The sequence below is a fragment of the Clostridium sp. X genome, assembly GCF_055755365.1.
Map to the genome: position 1 here is coordinate 723,633 of NZ_CM146912.1, position 22,102 is coordinate 745,734.

Genomic DNA, 22,102 nt, shown 5'->3' on the forward strand with positions numbered 1-22,102 from the left:
CTTATTATTGAGCAAATGGCATTCCAAGATACTTAAGCAATTCTCTTGCTTCTTCGTCAGTCTTGGCAGTAGTAACAAATATAATGTCCATACCTCTTACTTTATCCACTTTATCATATTCTATTTCTGGGAATATAATTTGTTCTTTAAGTCCTAAAGCGTAATTCCCTCTACCATCAAAAGATTTAGAAGATACTCCTCTGAAGTCTCTAACTCTTGGTAAAGCAACACTCATTAACTTATCCGCAAATTGATACATTCTTTCTTTTCTTAATGTAATTTTGCATCCAATAGGCATATTTTCTCTAACTTTAAAGTTAGCTACAGATTTCTTTGCCTTTGTTGTTACAGGCTTTTGTCCTGTGATTTGTTGTAAGTCAGCTACAGCTGCTTCTAATAACTTAGAATTATCCTTAGCTTCGCCCACGCCCATGTTTACAACTACTTTTTCAAGCTTTGGAACTTCCATTAAATTCTTATATCCGAACTTTTCCATTAGGGCTGGAACTACTTCATTATTATATTTTTCCTGTAGTCTATTCATCAAGTGAACCTCCTTTCAAATTCTATAGTACTTCTCCGCACTTTTTGCAAACTCTAACTTTTGTTCCATCTTCTAGTAATTTCTTGCTAACTCTTGTAGCAGAATTACATTTAGTGCAGTGTAACATTACTTTTGAACTATTTATTGCTGCTTCTCTCTTCACTATTCCACCTTGCATATTCGCCTTATTAGGTTTAACATGCTTAGTAACAATATTAACATCTTTAACTAATATTTTTCCATCTTTAGGGTATACAGCTAATACTTCGCTTACTTTCCCTTTATCTTTACCTGAAATAACAATTACTTTATCCGTTCTTCTAACGTGAACTTTAGCCATCACAGCCACCTCCCTTTTATAGAACTTCAGGTGCTAATGATAATATTTTGTTGAACTCTTTATCTTTTTCTCTTAGCTCTCTAGCTATTGGTCCAAATATACGAGTTCCTTTTGGTTGCTTATCATCTTTAATAACAACAGCTGCATTATCATCAAATTTTATATATGAACCGTCAACTCTTCTTGCACCTTTTCTTGTTCTTACGATAACAGCTTTTACTACGTCACCTTTTTTAACAACCCCGCCTGGTGTTGCACTTTTAACGCTAGCAACTATTACATCTCCAATATTACCATACTTTCTTCTTGAACCGCCCAAAACTCTGATACACATAATTTCTTTTGCACCAGTGTTATCTGCTACTTTTAATCGTGTTTGTGGCTGTATCATATAAACGACCTCCTTCCAACCATAAGATTACTTAGCTTTTTGCATTATTTGAACTAATCTCCATCTTTTATCTTTAGATAATGGCCTAGTTTCCATTATTAATACTGTATCGTTAATTCCTGCCTCATTATTTTCATCATGAGCTTTAAACTTTACAGTTTTATTTATAGTTTTTCCATACAATGGGTGACGAACTTTTCCTTCAACTGCAACTACAATAGTTTTATCCATTTTATCTGAAACGACTCTACCTATTCTAGTTTTTCTGTTACCTCTTTCCACAGGATAAACCTCCTTTCAGCTTGCTATTGCTCAAGAACTTGTAATTCTTTTTCTCTAATTACGGTTTTAACTTGAGCTATTGATTTTTTAACCATTCTAATTCTCATTGGGTTTTCTAATTGGCCAGTTGCTAATTGAAATCTCAAGTTAAATAACTCTGCTTTCAGATCAGTTAACTTAGCTAATAGTTCTTGAGAGGAACTTTGTTTTAATTCTTTTAATTCATTAGCCCTCATTTACTTCACCACCCATTTGCTCGAAATCTTTTCTTGTAACGAATTTAGTCGTAACTGGAAGCTTATGTGAAGCAAGTCTCATAGCTTCTCTAGCAACATTCTCTTGAACTCCTGATAACTCAAACAATACTCTGCCTGGTTTAACTACTGCTACCCAGTATTCAGGTGATCCTTTACCAGAACCCATACGAGTTTCAGCTGGTTTTTCAGTTACTGGTTTATCTGGGAAAACCTTAATCCAAAGCTTTCCACCTCTTTTTATATATCTATTTATAGCTATTCTGGCAGACTCAATTTGGTTGCTTGTTAACCAACCACATTCAGTTGCTTGTATAGCATAATCACCGTATGCAATGAAGTTACCTCTAGTAGCTTTTCCCTTCATTCTGCCACGTTGTACCTTACGATGCTTTACTCTCTTTGGCATCAACATAAATTATTCCTCCTTTCTTATTGGCCAACTTCTTCCATTTTAACTTTCTTTTTCGGAAGAACTTCACCTTTATATACCCAAACTTTAACACCTATTTTTCCATAAGTTGTATTTGCTTCTGCAAATCCATAATCGATATCTGCTCTTAATGTTTGTAGAGGAATTGTTCCTTCATGGTAATGTTCAGTTCTTGCAATTTCTGCTCCACCAAGTCTTCCTGCGCAAGCAGTCTTAACTCCCTTAGTTCCACTCTTCATAGCTCTTTGAATTACTTGTTTCATAGCTCTTCTAAATGAAATTCTCTTTTCTAATTGTTGAGCAACATTTTCAGCCATTAACTGTGCATCAGTTTCTGGTCTTTTTACTTCTACTATGTTGATTACTGCATTTTTCTCAGCTGTTAATGCTAAAATTTCAGTTTTTAAATCCTCTATGCCTTTTCCGCCTTTTCCAATAAGCATACCTGGCTTAGCTGTGTGAATGTTTATTTTAACTCTTTTTGGAGTTCTTTCAATTTCTATTTTAGCTATACCTGCTGAAAAACATTTATTCTTTATAAACTTTCTTATTTTATTATCTTCGATTAAGTTGTCTGCAAAATTTTTCTTATCTGCATACCATTTAGCATCCCAGTCTTTTATTACGCCGACTCTGAGGCCATGTGGATTTACTTTTTGTCCCACTAGATTTCCCTCCTTCTATGCTCTTTCTTTTACTACTAATGTAATATGACTAGTTCTTTTCATTATTGAATATGCCCTACCTTGTGCACGCGGTCTAAATCTCTTTAAAGTTGGACCTTGATTAGCATACGCTTCTGCAACATATAATTTATTAACATCTAAGTTAAGATTATTTTCCGCATTAGCTGCAGCTGATTTCAATACCTTATTAACTACGGTAGCTGAATTTTGTGGAGTATAATTCAATATAGCAAAAGCTTCATTTACATTCTTACCTCTTACTAAATCTAGAACAACTCTTACTTTTCTAGAAGAAATTCTTACATACTTTGCTATAGCTCTAGCTTCCATTCTGGTTCCTCCTTCCTATAACTATCTTACACGTGATGACTTTTCGCTTTTATCTACGTGACCTTTGAATGTTCTTGTTAAAACAAATTCACCTAATTTATGTCCTACCATGTCTTCACTTATAAAAACCGGAACATGTTTTCTTCCATCATGGACAGCTATAGTATGACCTAACATTTGAGGGAATATTGTTGAACTTCTTGACCAAGTTTTTATAACCTTCTTTTCTCCCGTTGCGTTCATAGCCTCAATTTTACTCATTAATGAATCTGCAACGAAAGGTCCTTTTTTAAGTGATCTACTCAAACTAGTGTCCTCCTTTCATATATTTTGAATGTGTAGGAAGAGAATAGATATTCTCTTCTTTAACACCTATATATTATTTTTGGCCTCTTCTCTTAATAATCATTCTATCAGAATACTTCTTATTCTTTCTAGTTTTATATCCAAGAGCCGGCTTACCCCATGGAGTAACTGGACCTGGTCTTCCGATAGGAGATTTACCTTCTCCACCACCGTGTGGGTGATCGTTAGGATTCATTACTGATCCTCTTACTGTCGGTCTCCATCCCATGTGTCTCTTTCTTCCTGCTTTACCAATGTTAATTATATCATTAGTTAAGTTTGAAACTGTTCCAATTGTAGCTCTACATTCGATTCTTACGTATCTCATTTCGCCACTTGGAAGTCTTAATATAGCATACTTGCCTTCTTTAGCCATAAGTTGCGCTGATGTTCCAGCTGATCTAACTATTTGGCCTCCTTTTCCAGCTTGTAATTCTATATTGTGTATAACTGTACCTACTGGTATGTTTAATAGTGGTAGTGCATTTCCAGCTTTTATATCAGCATCTACACCCGACACCAAAACATCTCCAACTTTTAATCCTGCTGGTGCTATTATATATCTTTTTTCACCATCTAAATAAGTAATTAAAGCTATATATGCTGTTCTATTTGGATCATATTCTATTGTACTAACCTTTGCAGGTATTCCATCCTTATCTCTCTTGAAATCTATTATTCTGTATTTTCTCTTTGCTCCGCCACCACGATGACGAACAGTTATTTTACCTTGTGCATTTCTTCCCGCGTTCTTCTTCAGTGAAACAAGAAGTGATTTTTCCGGCTTATCAGTTGTAATCTCTTCAAAAGTTGCAACTGTCATTTCTCTCAACGAAGGCGTAACCGGTTTAAACTTTTTAACTGCCATCTAGATTCCCTCCTTCTTATAGCTTATCTGGCTTACCACCAATAACTGCTTTTTTACAAACTACATTCCTTCAAAGAATTCAATAGTTTTGCTTTCAGTTGTTAATGTTACTACAGCTTTTTTATAGTCGGCTCTCTTACCTGTATGAACTCCAACTCTTTTCATTTTTCCCATTATTCTTGCTGTATTTACTTCTTTTACATTAACTCCGAACACTTCTTCTACTGCTCTTTTTATTTGTGATTTATTAGCATGAATATCTACAATGAAGGTGTATTTTTTGTCTGCCATTACAGACATGCTTTTTTCAGTTATTACAGGTTTTTTAATTATATCGTAACTGCTTAACATCATTATGCATACACCTCCTCAATTTTTTCAACTGCTTCTTTAGTAACAATAAACTTTTCATGTTTTAATATATCATAAACATTTAAGTTATTAACTGGTATAATAGTTGCACCTTCTATGTTTCTAACTGATTTATAAGCAATCTCGTCAGCTACTGGAACAACTATTAGTACTTTTTTAGCTTCAAATGCATTTAACATTTTAACTATTTCTTTAGTTTTTGGAGTTTGTAACTCTAAACTTTCAAGTACTAGTAAATTGCTATCATTAACCTTGCTTGTTAAAGCAGATTTCATTGCAACTCTCTTCATTGATTTAGGAATTGCCATTCTATAGTCTCTTGGTTTTGGTGCGAATACTATACCACCATGTATCCATTGTGGAGCTCTAGTAGAACCTTGTCTTGCTCTACCTGTTCCTTTTTGTCTCCATGGCTTCTTTCCACCTCCAGAAACTTCAGCTCTAGTTTTAGCTGATTGAGTTCCTTGTCTCTTATTTGCAAGTTGTGCAACTACAACTTGATGTAATACACTTGCATTAACTTCAACTGCAAATACGTTGTCAGATAATTGCATATCTCCAACTTTTTGTCCTTCTCTGTTAAATAAATCTACTGTAGGCATTCTTTATCCTCCTTTCTTCCAAGTCTTAAGCTTGCTTTACTGCATTTCTTATAACTATATAGCCTTTGTTTGGACCCGGTACTCCGCCTTTAATTAAGATTACGTTCTTTTCAGGCATAACTCTTACAACTTCAAGATTTAAAACAGTTGTATTTCTGTTTCCCATATGTCCTGGCATTTTTTTGTTTTTAAATGTTCTTGATGGATCAGAAGATGCTCCTTGTGAACCTACACCTCTATGATACTTAGAACCATGAGACATCGGTCCTCTACTAAAGTTCCATCTTTTTATTGCACCAGCGAATCCTTTACCCTTTGAAACGCCTGATACGTCAACTTTTTCTCCTGCAGCGAATATGTCAGCTTTTATCTCGCTTCCTACTTCGTATGCATCGATATTTTCTAATCTTAATTCCTTAATAATTCTTTTTAGAGCAACTCCCGCTTTTGCAAACTGCCCTTTTCTTGGTTTGTTAACTAACTTTTCTCTTATGTTCTCAAAACCTACTTGTATAGCGTTATATCCCTCTTTGTCTACAGTCTTCTTTTGAATTACTGGACATGGACCTGCTTCTACAACTGTAACTGGAACTACTCTTCCATTTTCATCAAATATTTGAGTCATTCCAAGCTTTCTTCCCAATATTGCTTTTTTCATTTCTTGCACCTCCTAAAATATTAGCGGATCGTCTCCGATCATAATATCCTGTTATCTCTATAATTATAATTTTATTTCTATATCCACACCTGCTGGTAAGTCTAATCTCATAAGAGCATCAACAGTTTTTGGTGATGGACTTAATATATCAATTAATCTCTTATGTGTTCTAATTTCAAATTGCTCTCTAGAATCTTTATACTTGTGTGTAGCTCTTAATATTGTAACTATATCCTTCTCAGTCGGTAGTGGTACTGGCCCAGCTACTTTAGCTCCTGTGTTTTTTGCAGTTTCAACAATCTTTTCAGCTGACTGATCTAATATGTTGTGGTCAAAAGCCTTTAATCTAATTCTTATTTTTTGATTTGCCATTATATTTCCCTCCTTTTCATTCCTCTTTAATAGGTATGTAACATCAGTGTTGAGTAAACTGTTCCAGGTGTTCCATGAATTTGTTTAAACCAAGAGCACAACAACACTGCCGCCTGATTCATGATCAAGCATGCTCAGCTAAGAAAACCTGGATAATCCAGCAACCTCTTGCTTCATCGCGTCACAACTCTTATATTGTATAATATTTTTTTTATTTTGACAAGTATTTTTTCATCTTTATTAAAAATTCTTTTCGTAGTATACAATATTTACAAAAGATTCATTTGCAAATAAAAAGAGAAGGGCGTCCCCTTCTCTTTCTACTTACTCTATAAAGGCCTTTATATTTGTAATCTTAACTATTCTAATATTGTAGTAACAACTCCTGAACCAACTGTTCTTCCGCCTTCTCTGATAGCGAATCTTAGGTTTGGCTCCATAGCTATTGTTGTTATTAATTCAACAGTCATGTCGATGTGGTCTCCTGGCATAACCATTTCTATTCCTTCTGGTAATGCGATTGAACCTGTTACGTCTGTTGTTCTAAAGTAAAATTGTGGTCTATATCCGTGGAAGAATGGTGTATGTCTTCCGCCTTCTTCTTTCTTTAATACGTATACTTGACCTATGAATTTTTTGTGTGGGTTTACTGTATTAGGTTTAGCTAATACTTGACCTCTTTCGATATCATCTCTTTGAACACCTCTTAATAATGCTCCGATGTTATCTCCTGCCATTGCTTCATCTAGTAATTTTCTGAACATTTCTATTCCTGTACATGTTGTTTTTGAAACTTCTTCTTTCATTCCAACGATTTGTACTTCGTCTCCTGTATGAAGAATTCCTCTTTCAACTCTTCCTGTTGCAACTGTTCCTCTTCCTGTGATTGTGAATACATCTTCTACTGGCATTAAGAATGGTTGGTCAATCGCTCTTTCTGGTGTTGGAATATATTCATCTACTGCTGCCATTAAGTCTAGTATACATTGATCATCGCCATCTTCGATTGCTTTTAATGATGATCCTACTACTACTGGACATCCGTCTCCGTCAAATCCATATTCGCTTAATAAGTCTCTTACTTCCATTTCTACTAATTCTAATAGTTCTGGATCGTCTACTTGGTCTGCTTTGTTTAAGAATACTACTATGTGGTTAACTCCAACTCTTGATGCTAGTAGTATATGTTCTCTTGTTTGTGGCATTGGACCATCTGCTGCTGATACAACTAAGATAGCTCCATCCATTTGTGCTGCTCCTGTAATCATGTTCTTTACATAGTCAGCATGTCCTGGACAATCAACGTGTGCATAATGTCTGTTTGCTGTTTCATACTCAACGTGTGCTGTGTTGATTGTGATTCCTCTTTCTTTTTCTTCTGGTGCTTTATCTATATCTTCATATTTTTGCACCTTTGCTCCACCTGATTTTGCAAGTGTCATTGTGATTGCTGCTGTTGTTGTTGTCTTACCATGGTCTACGTGACCAATTGTTCCTATGTTTACATGTGGTTTTGTTCTTTCAAACTTTTGTCTTGCCATTTCTTTTTCCTCCTAACATTATTAGCTATATTTTTATTATTTAGTTACTACTTTTTCTACTATACTCTTTGGAACTTCTTCATAATGATCGAATTCCATGCTATATACACCTCTACCTTGTGTTCTTGATCTAAGGATAGTTGCGTATCCAAACATTTCAGAAAGTGGTATAAATGAAGATATAATTTGAGCTCCTGATCTTGCAATCATTCCCTCAATTCTACCTCTTCTTGAGTTTACATCTCCCATTACATCTCCCATGTACTCTTCTGGTACAGTTACTTCAACCTTCATAATCGGTTCAAGTAATATTGGAGTTGCTTTTGCCATAGCATTTTTAAATGCCATAGAACCTGCTATTTTAAATGCCATTTCTGATGAGTCAACATCATGATATGAACCATCATAACATTTTACCTTAAAGTTTATAACAGGATATCCTCCTATTATACCACTTTGCGAAGCTTCCTGAATACCTGCATCAATAGCTGGAACGTATTCTCTTGGAATAGCACCTCCAACAACAGCATTTTGGAATTCATATTCCCCTTCGTGAGGTATCATCTCAATCCAGCAATGTCCGTATTGTCCACGACCACCTGATTGTCTTACAAACTTACCTTCAGCCTTAACAGCATTCTTGATACTTTCTTTGTAAGCAACTTGCGGAGCACCAACATTACATTCTACTTTAAATTCTCTTTGAAGTCTATCAACAATAATTTCTAAATGAAGTTCACCCATACCAGCAATAATTACTTGACCTGTTTCTTGGTCAGTATATGTTTTGAATGTTGGATCTTCTTCAGCAAGCTTAGCTAGTGCTATACCCATCTTTTCTTGTGATGCTTTTGTTTTAGGTTCAATAGCTACATGTATAACTGGTTCTGGGAATTCCATACGTTCAAGAATTACTGATGAATTCTCATCACATAAAGTATCTCCTGTAGTTGTATTCTTTAATCCTATAACAGCACCTAATTCTCCAGCATATAATTCTTCAACATCTTCTCTATGATTAGCATGCATCTTAACAAGTCTTCCAATTCTTTCTTTTTTGCCCTTATTACTGTTTAATACATATGTTCCGCCAGTCATAATACCAGAGTAAATTCTAACGAAAGCTAACTTACCAACAAATGGGTCAGTAGCAATCTTAAATGCTAGTGCAGACATTGGCTCAACATCTGAAGAATGTCTTTCCATTTCTTCTCCATCCAGACTTGTTCCCTTTATAGCTGGAATATCGATCGGAGATGGTAAATATGCTAAAACTGCATCTAGTAAATGTTGAACACCTTTATTTCTATAAGCAGTACCACAAAGTACTGGAACTATTTCATTAGCTATAGTTGCTTTTCTTAGCCCAATGATGATTTCCTCTTCAGTAAGTTCTTCACCTTCAAGATATTTCATCATTAAATCTTCATCAGTTTCTGAAACCGCTTCTATTAAAGCTGCTCTATATTCCTCTGCTTTATCTTTTAAATCTGCCGGAATCTCAACTTCTTCAAAAGTTACTCCCAATTCTTTATCAAAAATAACAGCTACATTTTTCACAAGATCGATATGTCCGTCATAATGATCTTCTTTTCCTATTGGAAGTTGTATTGGCACTGCATTAGCTCTCAATCTTTCTCTAACAGTGTTAACTGACATATAAAAATCTGCACCTAATATATCCATTTTGTTTACAAATATCATTCTTGGTACTTTATACTTATCTGCCTGTCTCCATACTGTTTCTGTTTGAGGCTCAACGCCGCCCTTTGCATCAAGTAACGTAACAGCTCCATCTAATACTCTTAGAGATCTTTCAACCTCAACAGTGAAATCTACGTGTCCTGGTGTGTCGATAATGTTAATTTGATGTTCTTTCCAGAAACATGTTGTTGCAGCAGAAGTAATTGTTATACCTCTTTCTTGTTCTTGAACCATCCAGTCCATTGTTGCTGCGCCTTCATGTGTTTCACCTATTTTATGATTTTTTCCTGTATAGAACAATATACGCTCAGTACATGTTGTTTTACCAGCATCTATGTGCGCCATTATACCAATATTACGGAATTTTTCTAACGGGTATTGTCTAGCCACGGATCTTCCTCCTCTCAGTAAGTACACTATTAACTTTAGTTAAAGTGAAATTTAAAATTGGATAAAACTGTTTTGGAGATTCCAAAACAGTTTTATCTTTAAATTTTAATTTTAATTAGTATTTGTAATGTGCAAATGCTTTATTCGCTTCTGCCATTTTATGTGTGTCTTCTCTCTTCTTAACAGCAGCACCAGTGTTATTAGCAGCATCCATTAATTCTCCTGCTAATTGTTCTCTAGCGTACTTTTCTCCTCTTTTTCTTGCAGCGTCAATCATCCATCTTATGCCTAAAGTCTGTCTTCTTTCTGGTCTTACTTCTAGAGGCACTTGATAAGTAGCTCCACCTATTCTTCTAGCTTTTACTTCTAATACTGGCATAACATTGTTCATAGCTGCTTCAAAAACCTCCATAGGTTCTTTTCCTAATTTTTCTGAAGCCATTAAAAATGCATCATAGCATATTTTTTGAGCTACTCCCTTTTTACCATCTAACATTATAGAATTTATAAATTTTGTTACTACCTTACTATTGTACACTGGATCTGGTAATACATCTCTTTTAGGCGCGTTTCCTTTTCTTGGCACTTTTCTTCCCTCCTTAACATCATTATTTTAAATCATAGGTACTCGGCTATACCGCCGCAAAGTGCTCTCTTCTGCAAAATATTTATTAACAATAATCTATATAAATGCTGAAGACATAGCACTGTTTTCAAAAACTATTTTTTCTTTGGTCTCTTAGCACCATACTTTGATCTTCCTTGCATTCTGTTAGCTACACCTGCAGAGTCTAAAGCACCTCTAACTATATGGTATCTAACACCTGGAAGGTCTTTTACTCTTCCACCTCTTATTAAAACAACACTATGTTCTTGTAAGTTATGTCCTACACCTGGGATATAAGCAGTAACTTCATATCCATTTGTAAGTTTTACTCTAGCTACTTTTCTTAAAGCTGAGTTTGGTTTTTTAGGTGTTGTTGTTTTTACAACTGTACAAACCCCTCTTTTTTGAGGACATTGTTTTAATGCTGGTGCTGTTGATTTTTCTTCAACTGCTTTTCTACCTTTTCTTACTAATTGGTTAATCGTTGGCATTTTTCCACCTCCTTAGTTTTAATATTGCTATATAAATTTTTGTGATTAGCTAAGTATTATCTCAGCACTAGTGCAACTGCGGCTCCTACTTCAATTCCACACAATATTCCTAGTTCTTTGATCGTATCTACATAAGTAACTTCGAGTAAGTTTCTTTTTGCTAACTCTATAATAGGAGAAGTTAACTTAGTTTCAGCATTTTTCGCTACATACAAACATTTACCTTGACCACTTTTAATATGTTTTGTAGTCTGCTTAAGGCCAATAACTTTTTCTCCTTGAATTCTAGACACCATTCAAGAACCTCCTCAGAACGTTATGTTAGAGACAAGGATGCCCCTGTCTCTAATCATAAACAATACATACAAAATGTATTTTATCATTTTAACTTATCAATGTCAACAGAATCAGCATTAAGCTTCGTTAATATTTATTAACTCTTCTTCAATTTCTTCTTTATCTGTATTTAGTTTAATTGATCTATACCTTATCATACCTGTTCCAGCAGGAATTAATTTACCTATTATTACATTTTCTTTTAATCCTAATAACGGGTCAATCTTACCTTTAATTGCTGCATCAGTAAGAACTCTAGTTGTCTCTTGGAATGATGCCGCTGACAAGAAAGAGTCTGTAGCTAGTGCTGCTTTTGTTATTCCAAGTAAAGCAATATCACCCACGGCTTCTTCTCCTCCAGCAGAACGAGCTTTTTCATTCATTTCATCAAAATCGAACATATCTACTAAAGTTCCAGGCAACAACTCAGTATCTCCTGATTCTCTGATTTTAATTTTTCTAGTCATCTGTCTTATAACAACTTCAAGATGCTTATCATTTATATCAACACCTTGTAGTCTATAAACTTTTTGAACTTCTGACAATAAGTAGTTCTTAGCTTCTTTAGGTCCTTTTATAATTAAGATATCATGAGGATTAACCGAACCTTCTGTTATCTCATCTCCAGCCTCTATCCTTTGGTTATTAGTAACCTTTATTCTTGATCCAAAAGGTATATCGTAGCTCTTTTGTTCATTTTCTTCATCAATTACATGAACAATTCTTTTCTTTTTAGTTTCTTCCATCTTTACTACACCTGATATCTCAGATACTATTGCCAATCCTTTAGGTTTTCTAGCTTCAAATAACTCTTCAACTCTAGGAAGACCTTGAGTTATATCTGCTCCCGCAACTCCACCTGTATGGAACGTTCTCATAGTAAGCTGTGTACCTGGCTCTCCTATAGATTGTGCTGCTACTATACCAACAGCTTCTCCATTATTAATTTTCCTTGCAGTTGCCATATTCATACCATAACATTTTGCACAAATTCCATATTTAGATTTACAAGTAAATGCAGATCTTATTCTAATCTTTTTAATTCCAGTTGCTGTAATTTTTTCAGCTAAATCAATATCCATATAAGTATCTTTTACAGCTAAAATTTCCCCAGTTGAAGGATCTTTTATCTCTTCAGCTGAATATCTTCCATTAAGTCTTTCAGTTAAGCTCTCAATTATTTCATTTCCTTCTTTAATTTCAGAAACTTCATAACCTTCTTGAACTCCACAATCCTCTTCTCTAACTATAACATCTTGACATACATCAACAAGTCTTCTTGTTAAATATCCTGAGTCAGCAGTTTTTAAAGCTGTATCCGCATTACCTTTTCTAGCTCCGTGAGTAGATATAAAGTATTCTAATACATCTAGACCTTCTCTAAAAGATGCTCTGATTGGTAACTCTATGATTTTACCTGATGGGTTTGCCATAAGTCCTCTCATACCTGCAAGCTGCTTAATCTGTGACTTAGAACCTCTGGCTCCAGAGTCTGCCATCATGAATATAGGGTTAAATTTATCAAGATTTCCCATAAGTGCATTAGCAACATCTTCTGTAGTTTGAGTCCATCTTTCAATTACTTTTTCATATCGTTCATCTTCAGATATAAATCCTCTTCTATACATTTTTTCTATCTTTTCTATAGACTCATCCGTATCAGCTAATAGTTGACCCTTGTTTTCTGGAACTGTCATATCTGATACTGATATAGTTATCGCTCCTATAGTAGAGTAATGATATCCTTTTGCTTTTACATTGTCTAGCATTGTAGATGTTAGAGTAGAACCGTACTTATTGTAGCACTTATCTATTACTTTTCCTAAATTGTTTTTATTTACTAGGAAATCTATTTCTAATTTAAATTCATTTTCTGGTTTAGTTCTATCAACAAAACCTAAGTCTTGTGGTATAGCTTCATTGAATAGTATCTTTCCTGGTGTTGTTTGAATTATACCACTTACTAATTTCCCATCAGTGATTTTTGAAATCCTTACTTTTACTTTAGCATGTATCTCAATTACTCCTGAGTTATATGCCATTAACGCTTCATCTGGGCTTGAGAATATTTTACCTTCTCCTTTAGCACCATCTTTGTCTAAAGTTAAATAGTACGCTCCCAAAACCATGTCCTGCGTAGGTACACATACAGGCTTACCATCAGAAGGCTTTAAAATATTATTAGCTGCAAGCATTAAAAATCTTGCTTCTGCTTGTGCTTCAACAGAAAGCGGTACGTGAACTGCCATTTGGTCTCCATCAAAGTCCGCATTATATGCAGTACACACCAATGGATGAAGCTTAATTGCTCTACCCTCTACAAGTACTGGTTGGAAAGCTTGAATTCCTAATCTATGAAGAGTAGGGGCACGGTTTAACAACACTGGATGTTCTGATATAACTTCTTCAAGTACATCCCATACTTGTGGCATAACTCTCTCCACCATCTTTTTCGAACTCTTAATATTATGTGCTGCTCCGCTTTCAACTAACTTCTTCATAACAAATGGTTTAAATAATTCAAGAGCCATCTCTTTAGGAAGTCCGCATTGGAACATTTTCAACTCTGGACCTACAACGATAACCGAACGTCCTGAATAGTCAACACGCTTACCAAGTAAGTTCTGTCTAAATCTTCCTTGCTTACCTTTTAGCATATCAGATAATGATTTTAAAGGTCTATTTCCCGGACCTGTAACTGGTCTTCCTCTTCTACCATTATCAATTAAAGCATCTACAGCTTCTTGGAGCATTCTTTTTTCATTTCTTACTATAATGTCTGGTGCTCCTAAATCAAGCAGCTTTTTTAATCTGTTGTTTCTGTTTATAACTCTTCTATATAAATCATTTAAATCAGATGTTGCAAATCTTCCTCCATCCAACTGAACCATAGGTCTTAAATCAGGTGGAATTACAGGGATAACATCAATTACCATCCATTCAGGTTTATTTCTTGATTTTCTGAAAGATTCAACTACTTCTAGTCTTCTTATCGTTCTGATTCTTTTTTGTCCTGTATTAGTTTTTAGGCCTTCTTTTAATTCAATTGATAGATTTTCTAAATCTATTTCTTGAAGAAGTCTTTTAATAGCTTCTGCACCCATTCCAGCATCAAAAGCCTCATCTCCGTACTTATCGATGCTCTCTCTATACTCTTTTTCACTTAAAAGTTGTTTTCTTAATAGTGGAGTTTCTTTCGGGTCTAAAACAACGTATGATGCAAAATATAGTATTTTTTCTAAAGACCTTGGTGACATATCAAGAATTAATCCCATCCTTGATGGTATACCTTTAAAATACCATATGTGTGAAACTGGGGCAGCAAGTTCTATATGCCCCATTCTCTCACGTCTAACTTTGGATTTAGTTACTTCAACTCCACATCTATCACAAACTATTCCCTTATATCTAACTCTTTTGTATTTACCGCAGTGACATTCCCAATCCTTTATAGGTCCAAATATTCTCTCACAAAATAGTCCATCTTTTTCTGGCTTTAAGGTTCTATAATTGATAGTTTCAGGTTTTTTAACTTCCCCTCTCGACCATTCCCTTATCTGTTCTGGTGAAGCTAATCCTATTTGTAACGCCTCAAAATTATTTAATTCTATCAAGGGTAAATCCTCCCTCCATATTAATGTTCATCATTAAAATCTTCTAGTTCCAGTCCATCTTCTAGTTCATCTAGTGGCAATTCATCATAATCTATCTTTAATTCATCATCGAAACCTTCAATATCATCAATGTCATCTAATGCATCTTCTTCTTTAACATTTTCTATATCATCACTAGGCGAAGTCAGTAGTATATCTTCAGCACCTTCTATGTTTACTCCTAGGTCTTCCATTTCTTCTTCTACAGACTCTCTTATTTTTATTTCTTCATTAGCACCACTTAAAACTTTTACATTTAAGCATAACGCCTGCAATTCTTTTATAAGAACTTTGAAGGATTCCGGCACTCCTGGCTCAGGTATATTTTCACCTTTAACTATAGACTCATATGTTTTAACTCTACCTACTACGTCATCTGATTTTACTGTTAAGACTTCTTGAAGTGTATAGGCCGCTCCATAAGCTTCCAACGCCCAAACTTCCATCTCTCCAAATCTTTGACCACCAAACTGTGCTTTACCACCTAATGGCTGCTGAGTAACTAATGAGTATGGTCCTGTTGATCTAGCATGTATTTTATCATCAACCAAGTGATGAAGTTTAAGTATATACATGTATCCAACAGTAACTCTATTGTCAAATGGCTCCCCTGTTCTTCCATCGTATAGAACCGTCTTTCCATCACCATTGTAACCCGCTTCTTTTAATAGATCTACAATTTCACTTTCTAATGCACCACCAAATACTGGTGTAGCTATATGCCATCCCATTCCTGCTGCCGCCCATCCTAAATGCACTTCAAGAACCTGACCTATATTCATACGAGATGGAACTCCTAGAGGATTTAAACATATCTGAAGAGGTCTTCCGTCTGGTAAGAAAGGCATATCTTCTTCAGGTAATATTCTTGAAATAACACCCTTATTACCATGTCTTCCTGCCATCTTATCTCCCACAGATATTTTTCTCTTTTGAGCTATATAACATCTTACCAATTCATTTACTCCTGGTGGTAATTCATCACCATTCTCTCTTGTAAACACTTTAACATCTACGATTATTCCCGCTTCTCCATGTGGTACTCTTAGGGATGTATCCCTAACTTCTCTTGCTTTCTCACCAAAAATAGCTCTTAATAATCTTTCTTCTGCAGTAAGTTCAGTTTCTCCTTTTGGAGTAACTTTTCCAACTAGGATGTCACCTGATCTTACCTCTGCACCTATTCTAATTATTCCTCTTTCATCTATATTCCTAAGGGCATCTTCTCCTACATTTGGAATATCTCTAGTAATTTCTTCTGGTCCAAGCTTCGTATCTCTTGCCTCAGCTTCATATTCTTCAATGTGTATAGAAGTAAATATATCATCACGAACAAGTTGTTCTGAAATAAGCATAGCATCTTCGTAATTGTATCCTTCCCAAGTTACGAATCCCATACGAATATTTTGGCCTAATGCTATCTCACCAAAATCTGTTGATGGTCCATCTGCTAATACATGACCAGCTTTAACTTTTTCTCCCTTATCTACTATAGGTCTTTGGTTTATACAAGTTCCTTGGTTAGATCTCTTGTATTTTAAAAGCTTATATCTATCAATTCCACCATCTAAATCTCTTTTTATTTTTATTTCATTAGCACTTACATAAATTATAGTACCATCATTTTCTGCTTTCGGAAGTACTCCTGAGTCAACCGCTGCCTTATATTCTATACCAGTACCTACTATTGGTGCTGCTGGTTTTAAAAGTGGAACCGCTTGACGTTGCATATTAGATCCCATAAGCGCACGGCTGGCATCATCGTTCTCAAGGAATGGTATCATAGCTGTAGCAACCGAAACTATCTGTCTAGGTGATACATCCATTAAATCTACCTGTCCTTTTGGAACAACTATAACATCCTCACGTGTTCTTACTGTAACCCTATTATCTATAAAATGACCTTCTTTATCTAACGGTTCTTTAGCCTGAGCAACTAGATATTGATCTTCTTCATCTGCTGTTAGATAAATTATTTCATCCTTTACTCTTGTTTCTCTTTTATCTACTACTCTATATGGTGTTTCAATAAATCCGTATTCATTAACTCTAGCATAACATGCTAATGAATTAATAAGACCTATATTAGGTCCTTCTGGTGTCTCAATAGGACACATTCTTCCATAATGAGAGTGATGAACGTCTCTTACTTCAAAACCAGCTCTCTCTCTTGAAAGTCCTCCAGGGCCTAAAGCAGATAGTCTTCTCTTATGAGTAAGTTCTGATAACGGATTTGTCTGATCCATGAATTGCGATAACTGAGAACTTCCAAAGAATTCTTTTATCGCTGCCGCTACTGGCCTAATATTTATTAATGCCTGAGGGGTTATAACTTCTTGATCTTGAATGGTCATTCTTTCTTTAACTACTCTTTCCATTCTAGATAAACCAATTCTAAATTGATTTTGAAGTAATTCACCAACTGATCTTAATCTTCTATTACCTAAATGGTCAATATCATCTATATTTCCAATATCGTATGCTAATCCCATCTCATAACTTACAGTAGCATATATATCATCTATCACTATATGTTTTGGAATTAACTCATGTATGTTCTTTTTAATTTCCTCTTTAATAGTTTCTTCATCTGTATAATCTTCAAGAATTTTCTTAAGAGTTGGGTAATGTACATTTTCTTTAATCTTCAAATCAGATATATCAAAATCTACGAACTTATGTATATCTACAAAATGATTTCCTATTACTCTTATAACTTTATCTTCTATTTGTACATCAACAGAATTTATTGCAGCATTTTGAATTGCTAGAGCTTTTTCTCTATCAATAATTTCACCTTTTTGTACTATTATTTCTCCCGTAAAAGGATTAACAACGTCTTGAGCTGCTTGTTGATTAAGTAATCTTATATATATCGCTAGCTTTTTGTTGAATTTGTATCTTCCCACTCTAGATAAATCATATCTTTTTGCATCAAAAAATAAAGAGTTTATTAATGACATCGCACTATCAACCGTAGGTGGTTCACCCGGTCTTAACCTCTTATATATTTCTAATAATGCTTCTTCCTTAGTTTTAGTATTATCTTTTTCTATAGTAGCCTTAAGTCTTTCTTCTTCTCCAAAATAATCTATTATTTCAACATCGCTTCCTAATCCAAAGGCTCTAACTAGAACACTTATAGGAAGTTTTCTGGTTTTATCAATTCTTACATATATTATATCATTTGAGTCAGTTTCGTATTCTAGCCATGCTCCTCTGTTTGGAATTACTGTAGATGAAAAAAGTTTTTTTCCTGTCTTATCTACATTGTAATTATAGTAAGCACCTGGTGATCTAACTAACTGACTTACTATAACTCTCTCCGCACCATTGATAACAAACGTTCCCTGTTGTGTCATCAACGGAAAATCACCCATAAATACTTCTTGTTCTTTTACTTCTCCAGTTTCTTTATTTAGCAACCTTACTTTAACTTTTAAAGGTGCTGCATAAGTAGAATCTCTTTCTTTGCACTCCTCTACAGAATATTTGATGGCCCCTTTGTCTAAGTTATGATCAATAAACTCCAAAACAAGGTTTCCAGTATAATCTTGTATAGGATTAACATCTTCAAATACTTCCTTTAGCCCTTCCTTCCAAAACCATTCATAAGAATCTAGCTGTACTTCTATGAGGTTAGGCATAGGACAAACTTCATTAACTTTTGAGAAACTCATTCTTGTTCTTTTACCAATTTGAATAGGATGTACCATTAAAATTTCACCCCTTGCTTAAGAATAACAAAAAATGTAACAATCTAGGATTAATTCATCCCAGAATAAAGACACTCATCACATTAGTATAACCAAAAATTACAATTTAATTCACTAATTATAATTATTAACAACTTTTTTTTAGACTTTCATGCATTAAATTATATTATCATAATAGGTTAAATGTGTCAACATCCATTTTTTCTGGACATAAAAAAGGCACTTGTAACAAGTGCCTTTTTACTAAAGTCAAATTACTATTTTAATTCTACAGTTGCACCAACCTCTGAAAGTTTAGTTTTAATTTCTTCTGCAGCTTCTTTAGTTATAGCTTCTTTGATTGTCTTTGGAGCTCCATCAACTATTTCTTTAGCTTCTTTTAAGCCAAGACCAGTTAATTCTCTAACTACTTTTATAACTTTGATTTTTTCTGATCCTGCACTAGCAAGAACTACATCAAATTCAGTCTTTTCTTCAGCAGCAGCAGCTGGCGCTCCTGCAGCAGCAACTGGCGCTGCAGCACTTACTCCGAATTCTTCTTCACATGCTTTAACTAATTCATTTAATTCTAAAACTGACATTTCTTTTATAGCTTGAATAATTTCTTCTCTTGTCATTTTTAATAGCACCTCCATATTTTTTTAAAAGTTAATTATATACTTCATTTATTACAACTATTCAGCAGTTTCAGCTGAAGCACTTTTTTCTGCTATAGCATTTAATAAGTATGCAAGATTTGATAATGGAGCTTTGAAGCTTCCAAGTAATTTTGCAATAAGTACATCTTTCGGTGGTATTGTTGCAAGTTCTTGTATTTGAGCTTGATTGAATACTTCACCTTGAATTATACCAGCTTTTAGTTCTAATTTCTTATGAGTTTTTGCAAATTCATTAAGAACTCTAGCTGGAGCAGTTGAATCATCATATCCTATTGCTACTGATACTGGTCCTTCTAAGTATGTTTCTATACCACCCATACCTAGTTCCTTAGCTGCTAAAGCAACTAATGTATTCTTATAAACTTTATATTCTACACCAGCTTCTCTTAGTTTTTTTCTAAGTTCTGTATCTTCTTCAACATTTAATCCTTGGTATGTAGAAAGAACAACAGCTTCTGCTTTTTCTAGCTTTTCTCTTATTTCTTGAACTTTAGACTCTTTTAATTGTCTATTTTTACTTATCATAGTAGCCACCTCCTTCAACAAAAATCAAAGCCCCTTCGCAGACAGATGCAAAGAGGCTTAAAAATATCGACTCACCGAATATCTTAATCCTCGGTAGGTTGGTTCCCGTTATGCTCATCGCACCTACTGTCTACGGAGTGTTATCATATTAATTTTCACAACATGTCACATTATATCAGTTTGAGTTACCTGTGTCAAGATTAACCTAAAACTTTTGATGGATTAATTTTAACTCCTGGTCCCATAGTGCTTGATATTGATACTGACTTAACATATTGTCCTTTTGCAGCTGCTGGTTTAGCTTTAACTACTGCTTCCATTAAAGCATTAAAGTTATCAGCTAATTTTTCAGTTCCGAAAGATTTCTTTCCTATTGGAACGTGAACTATAGCAGTCTTATCTACTCTATATTCAACCTTACCAGCTTTGATGTCTGCTATTGCTCTAGCAACATCAAATGTAACAGTTCCTGATTTAGGGTTTGGCATTAAACCTTTAGGTCCAAGTACTCTACCTAATCTTCCTACTAATCCCATCATATCTGGTGTAGCAACAACTACATCAAATTCAAACCAGTTTTCTTTTTGAATTTTATCGATGTATTCTTCTGCTCCAACATAATCTGCACCTGCTGCTTCAGCTTCCTTAATTTTATCACCTTTTGCAATAACTAAGACTCTAACTGTTTTACCAGTTCCGTGTGGAAGAACTACTGCTCCTCTAACTTGTTGGTCTGCATGTCTTGGATCTACACCAAGTCTTACATGTAACTCGATAGTTTCATCGAATTTAGCTTTTGCAGTTTTTAAAGTAAGGTCTATAGCTTCAGATGGTGTATATAAAGCATTTCTATCTATAAGCTTAGCACTCTCTAAATAATTTTTACCTTGCTTTGCCATACTCTTACCTCCTCGTGGTTTTAGCGGTTCTGTACCTCCCACTAATTTAAACGCATATTATTCTTCAACAATTATTCCCATACTTCTAGCAGTTCCTGCCATCATACTCATAGCTGCTTCTATTGATGCTGCATTTAAGTCAGGCATTTTAGTTTCAGCTATTTTTCTTAATTGTTCTTGATTGATTTTTCCTACTTTTTTCTTATTTGGTTCTCCTGAACCACTCTCTAATCCAGCTGCTTTTTTAATTAATACTGCTGCTGGTGGAGTCTTAAGAATAAAACTAAAAGATCTATCTTGATATACTGAAATTATAACTGGAATAGTCATTCCTGCTTGATCTGATGTTTTAGCATTATATTCTTTACAGAAAGCCATGATGTTAACTCCATGTTGTCCAAGCGCTGGTCCAACTGGTGGCGCCGGAGTTGCCTTTCCTGCTGGAAGTTGAAGTTTTATCATCCCTACTACCTTTTTTGCCATAGTTTACACCTCCTCATATGTGGTAATGCGAGTTTAGCACTCTCCCACTTTATAAGACTTAGTCTTATAGTAGATTAATCTAGTTTTTCTATTTGATTAAAATTAAGTTCAACAGGAGTTTCCCTGCCAAACATATTAACTAGCCCTTTTATTTTTTGTTTTTCAGTATTTATTTCTTGTATTAATGCAACAAAGTTTTTCAATGGTCCTGAAACCACTTGAACACTTTCGCCTACTGAAACATCTACATTTATAGTTTGTTCTGATATACCCATATTTGCTACTTCTTCGTCAGTAAGGGCAACTGGTTTGGAACCCGGGCCTACAAAACCTGTAACTCCTCTTGTATTTCTTACTATGTACCATGATTCATCTGACATAATCATTTTTACAAGCACATAACCCGGAAATACCTTTTTCTGAGTTATCTTCTTCTTACCATCTTTAATTTCCACAACTTCTTCCATAGGGACTTTTATATCGTGAATTAGTTCTTGTAAGCCTCTATTTTCAATTGTTTTTTCTAAATTCACTTTAACTTTATTTTCATAACCAGAATAGGTATGAGCTACATACCATCGAGCTTTTTCTGCCATAACTTTAGGATGAGGATCTACCTCA

The 22,102-nt window shown here is 34.7% G+C and carries 26 protein-coding genes and 1 other annotated feature; all 26 genes read right to left on the reverse strand.

Annotated elements, in window-relative coordinates:
• Positions 1-4 precede the first annotated feature (4 nt).
• Complete coding sequence (rplE, locus tag ACX0KU_RS03610) at positions 5-544, reverse strand: 50S ribosomal protein L5 (protein ID WP_472991545.1); 540 nt, start codon at positions 542-544, stop codon at positions 5-7.
• A gap of 22 nt (positions 545-566) precedes the next feature.
• A complete protein-coding gene (gene rplX / locus ACX0KU_RS03615; protein WP_472991546.1) occupies positions 567-884 on the reverse strand; it encodes a 50S ribosomal protein L24 in 318 nt (105 codons plus the stop codon).
• Positions 885-900: 16 nt separating this feature from the next.
• Entirely contained in the window at positions 901-1,275 is a 375-nt protein-coding gene (rplN, locus tag ACX0KU_RS03620; protein WP_472991547.1) for a 50S ribosomal protein L14, read from the reverse strand.
• A gap of 27 nt (positions 1,276-1,302) precedes the next feature.
• Positions 1,303-1,557 (reverse strand): 30S ribosomal protein S17, encoded by a 255-nt coding sequence (rpsQ, locus tag ACX0KU_RS03625; RefSeq protein WP_472991548.1) that lies wholly within the window; start codon positions 1,555-1,557, stop codon positions 1,303-1,305.
• Positions 1,558-1,580: 23 nt separating this feature from the next.
• Positions 1,581-1,793, reverse strand: a complete 213-nt coding sequence (gene rpmC, locus ACX0KU_RS03630) for a 50S ribosomal protein L29 (protein WP_472991549.1) — start codon at positions 1,791-1,793, stop codon at positions 1,581-1,583.
• Positions 1,783-2,226 (reverse strand): 50S ribosomal protein L16, encoded by a 444-nt coding sequence (gene rplP / locus ACX0KU_RS03635; RefSeq protein WP_472991550.1) that lies wholly within the window; start codon positions 2,224-2,226, stop codon positions 1,783-1,785. The genes rpmC and rplP overlap by 11 nt, the downstream gene beginning before the upstream one ends.
• A gap of 17 nt (positions 2,227-2,243) precedes the next feature.
• Complete coding sequence (rpsC, locus tag ACX0KU_RS03640; RefSeq protein WP_472991551.1) at positions 2,244-2,909, reverse strand: 30S ribosomal protein S3; 666 nt, start codon at positions 2,907-2,909, stop codon at positions 2,244-2,246.
• A 15-nt stretch (positions 2,910-2,924) separates the two neighbouring features.
• Positions 2,925-3,260: a 50S ribosomal protein L22 gene (gene rplV / locus ACX0KU_RS03645; protein WP_472991552.1), complete on the reverse strand. Its 336-nt coding sequence runs from the start codon at positions 3,258-3,260 to the stop codon at positions 2,925-2,927.
• Positions 3,261-3,281: 21 nt separating this feature from the next.
• Positions 3,282-3,566: a 30S ribosomal protein S19 gene (rpsS, locus tag ACX0KU_RS03650; protein ID WP_472991553.1), complete on the reverse strand. Its 285-nt coding sequence runs from the start codon at positions 3,564-3,566 to the stop codon at positions 3,282-3,284.
• 73 nt (positions 3,567-3,639) lie between these two features.
• Complete coding sequence (gene rplB / locus ACX0KU_RS03655; protein ID WP_472991554.1) at positions 3,640-4,473, reverse strand: 50S ribosomal protein L2; 834 nt, start codon at positions 4,471-4,473, stop codon at positions 3,640-3,642.
• A 60-nt stretch (positions 4,474-4,533) separates the two neighbouring features.
• Positions 4,534-4,827, reverse strand: a complete 294-nt coding sequence (rplW, locus tag ACX0KU_RS03660; RefSeq protein ID WP_472991555.1) for a 50S ribosomal protein L23 — start codon at positions 4,825-4,827, stop codon at positions 4,534-4,536.
• A complete protein-coding gene (rplD, locus tag ACX0KU_RS03665) occupies positions 4,827-5,447 on the reverse strand; it encodes a 50S ribosomal protein L4 (RefSeq protein WP_472991556.1) in 621 nt (206 codons plus the stop codon). The genes rplW and rplD overlap by 1 nt, the downstream gene beginning before the upstream one ends.
• A 25-nt stretch (positions 5,448-5,472) precedes the next feature.
• A complete protein-coding gene (gene rplC / locus ACX0KU_RS03670; RefSeq protein WP_472991557.1) occupies positions 5,473-6,105 on the reverse strand; it encodes a 50S ribosomal protein L3 in 633 nt (210 codons plus the stop codon).
• Positions 6,106-6,168: 63 nt separating this feature from the next.
• Positions 6,169-6,477, reverse strand: a complete 309-nt coding sequence (rpsJ, locus tag ACX0KU_RS03675; RefSeq protein WP_268059724.1) for a 30S ribosomal protein S10 — start codon at positions 6,475-6,477, stop codon at positions 6,169-6,171.
• Positions 6,478-6,836: 359 nt separating this feature from the next.
• Positions 6,837-8,018: an elongation factor Tu gene (gene tuf, locus ACX0KU_RS03680; RefSeq protein WP_472991558.1), complete on the reverse strand. Its 1,182-nt coding sequence runs from the start codon at positions 8,016-8,018 to the stop codon at positions 6,837-6,839.
• Positions 8,019-8,054: 36 nt separating this feature from the next.
• Positions 8,055-10,112 (reverse strand): elongation factor G, encoded by a 2,058-nt coding sequence (gene fusA, locus ACX0KU_RS03685; RefSeq protein WP_472991559.1) that lies wholly within the window; start codon positions 10,110-10,112, stop codon positions 8,055-8,057.
• Positions 10,113-10,227: 115 nt separating this feature from the next.
• The gene (gene rpsG, locus ACX0KU_RS03690; RefSeq protein ID WP_472991560.1) at positions 10,228-10,698 is read right to left on the reverse strand and encodes a 30S ribosomal protein S7; all 471 of its coding nucleotides are present in this window, start codon (positions 10,696-10,698) and stop codon (positions 10,228-10,230) included.
• A 134-nt stretch (positions 10,699-10,832) separates the two neighbouring features.
• Positions 10,833-11,210 (reverse strand): 30S ribosomal protein S12, encoded by a 378-nt coding sequence (gene rpsL, locus ACX0KU_RS03695; protein ID WP_472991561.1) that lies wholly within the window; start codon positions 11,208-11,210, stop codon positions 10,833-10,835.
• A 56-nt stretch (positions 11,211-11,266) separates the two neighbouring features.
• On the reverse strand, positions 11,267-11,506 hold the full coding sequence (locus ACX0KU_RS03700) for a ribosomal L7Ae/L30e/S12e/Gadd45 family protein (RefSeq protein WP_472991562.1): 240 nt from the start codon (positions 11,504-11,506) through the stop codon (positions 11,267-11,269).
• A gap of 117 nt (positions 11,507-11,623) precedes the next feature.
• On the reverse strand, positions 11,624-15,160 hold the full coding sequence (gene rpoC, locus ACX0KU_RS03705) for a DNA-directed RNA polymerase subunit beta' (protein ID WP_472991563.1): 3,537 nt from the start codon (positions 15,158-15,160) through the stop codon (positions 11,624-11,626).
• A gap of 20 nt (positions 15,161-15,180) precedes the next feature.
• A complete protein-coding gene (gene rpoB / locus ACX0KU_RS03710) occupies positions 15,181-18,915 on the reverse strand; it encodes a DNA-directed RNA polymerase subunit beta (RefSeq protein ID WP_472991564.1) in 3,735 nt (1,244 codons plus the stop codon).
• Positions 18,916-19,172: 257 nt separating this feature from the next.
• Entirely contained in the window at positions 19,173-19,532 is a 360-nt protein-coding gene (gene rplL / locus ACX0KU_RS03715) for a 50S ribosomal protein L7/L12 (RefSeq protein ID WP_472991565.1), read from the reverse strand.
• Between the two features lie 57 nt (positions 19,533-19,589).
• Positions 19,590-20,099 carry a 50S ribosomal protein L10 gene (gene rplJ, locus ACX0KU_RS03720; protein WP_472991566.1) on the reverse strand — a complete coding sequence of 170 codons (510 nt, stop codon included), beginning with the start codon at positions 20,097-20,099 and terminating at the stop codon, positions 19,590-19,592.
• Between the two features lie 14 nt (positions 20,100-20,113).
• Positions 20,114-20,253: a sequence feature (ribosomal protein L10 leader region), on the reverse strand.
• A 46-nt stretch (positions 20,254-20,299) separates the two neighbouring features.
• Positions 20,300-20,998, reverse strand: a complete 699-nt coding sequence (gene rplA, locus ACX0KU_RS03725) for a 50S ribosomal protein L1 (RefSeq protein ID WP_472991567.1) — start codon at positions 20,996-20,998, stop codon at positions 20,300-20,302.
• 57 nt (positions 20,999-21,055) lie between these two features.
• Complete coding sequence (rplK, locus tag ACX0KU_RS03730) at positions 21,056-21,481, reverse strand: 50S ribosomal protein L11 (RefSeq protein WP_472991568.1); 426 nt, start codon at positions 21,479-21,481, stop codon at positions 21,056-21,058.
• A gap of 74 nt (positions 21,482-21,555) precedes the next feature.
• Positions 21,556-22,077 carry a transcription termination/antitermination protein NusG gene (gene nusG, locus ACX0KU_RS03735; RefSeq protein ID WP_472991569.1) on the reverse strand — a complete coding sequence of 174 codons (522 nt, stop codon included), beginning with the start codon at positions 22,075-22,077 and terminating at the stop codon, positions 21,556-21,558.
• Positions 22,078-22,102 lie beyond the last annotated feature (25 nt).